Raw genomic sequence first — 1,349 nt, 5'->3', positions numbered from 1 at the left:
CCTGGCTGCCTGACAGAAGTCTGTAAAGCCAGTAAAATCAAGGAAATTTAACAAAAAGGGTCAAGAGACATGAGAAAGTAAAGTAACCAAACTTTTACCGGATGCATCATGTCAAGCTCAACCCAACTCTATAATCAATTATTGGAGTACCTACGTCAATATAGTACATACCGTGATTTACGCCACCTTAAAACTTTAGCTTGGATGATTAATGGGCTAATATGTAGCGGGCAATTAAGCTTGAGTGCATGGGAACCCTACGTGCAAAGTGATGCTAAACAAGCTCAAAGTTATGAGCGTAGATGGCGCAGATTTCTTGAAAATATGAGGGTTAGTGTCGAAAAAATATACTTACCACTTGCTCTGTTGGCACTCAAGGACTGGGAAAAACAGCGATTATATTTGGCGTTAGATACCACCGTCCTATGGAATCGTTTCTGTATGATTCATATATCAGTAGTATGCTGTGGTCGAGCGATACCATTATTGTGGCGAGTATTGGAACATAACAGTGCAACAGTGGCATTTAAGGAATACGAGCCAATGTTACGTAAAGCCAGGTGGTTGCTACGTCTTCATCCTGATATCATGATGCTTGCAGATAGAGGTTTTGCCAATCATGATTTTTTAAGTTGGTTACAAAAAAGTAATTGGCATTACTGCATACGTATACCTTGTAATACTTACTTGCATGGAGTTAGACGCTACCCTACAGAAGCTTCTTCAATTTACCCAAATCGAGGAGAAGCAGCTTTTTATCGTAATGTTGGTCTATGGCAAGATGGTTTAATTCGTTGTAATTTAGTAGTTGCTTATCCAGAAGCAGTATCCGAACATTGGGCAGTTGTAACAGACGAGACTCCATCTTTACAAACATTACACGAGTATGCTTTGAGATTCTGTGTTGAGGAACTGTTCCTTGATAGTAAATCAGGTGCATTTGAACTTGAAGATTCTCGCCTTCGTAATGCTAAATCTCTGGAAAGATTATATTTGATTGCAGCCTTGGCTTTACTTTACAGTACAACACAAGGCATGGCTGTACAAATTGCTGGTTTACGTTCAATTGTTGACCCTCATTGGAATCGTGGTTTAAGTTATCTTAAAATCGGTTTACGCTGGCTTCGAGGCGTTATTAACAAGGGACGGCAATTACTCACCCCAACTCCTTTGTTGCCACAAGACCCGCAATCTTCTTTTGCCTCTAACAAAGCCCGCCAAGATTACGATAAGCGGAGCTTAACGCCAAAGGCGTATCGCAGGATATCCTTTTCTCGTGTTTACTCCTTTAAATGTTGGGTTTGAGTGCTTTTTCACTTCTTTTCAAATAAATCTGTCAGGCAGTCAGC

General features: G+C 40.4%; 1 protein-coding gene. It reads left to right on the top strand.

Going from position 1 to position 1,349, the window contains the following annotated elements:
- Positions 1-108 precede the first annotated feature (108 nt).
- Positions 109-1,305 carry a transposase gene (locus tag CK510_RS30435; protein ID WP_095725129.1) on the top strand — a complete coding sequence of 399 codons (1,197 nt, stop codon included), beginning with the start codon at positions 109-111 and terminating at the stop codon, positions 1,303-1,305.
- Positions 1,306-1,349: the final 44 nt, after the last annotated feature.

The sequence above is a fragment of the Brunnivagina elsteri CCALA 953 genome (genome assembly GCF_002289455.1).
In the GTDB taxonomy this organism is placed as follows: domain Bacteria; phylum Cyanobacteriota; class Cyanobacteriia; order Cyanobacteriales; family Nostocaceae; genus Brunnivagina; species Brunnivagina elsteri.
This window is presented reverse-complemented; position numbering and strand designations above follow the sequence as displayed.

What these genes read in the sequence shown, in the direction of transcription:
- CK510_RS30435 (WP_095725129.1), top strand. Translation starts at nt 109, where the DNA reads ATGTCAAGCTCAACCCAACTCTATAATCAATTATTGGAGTACCTACGT.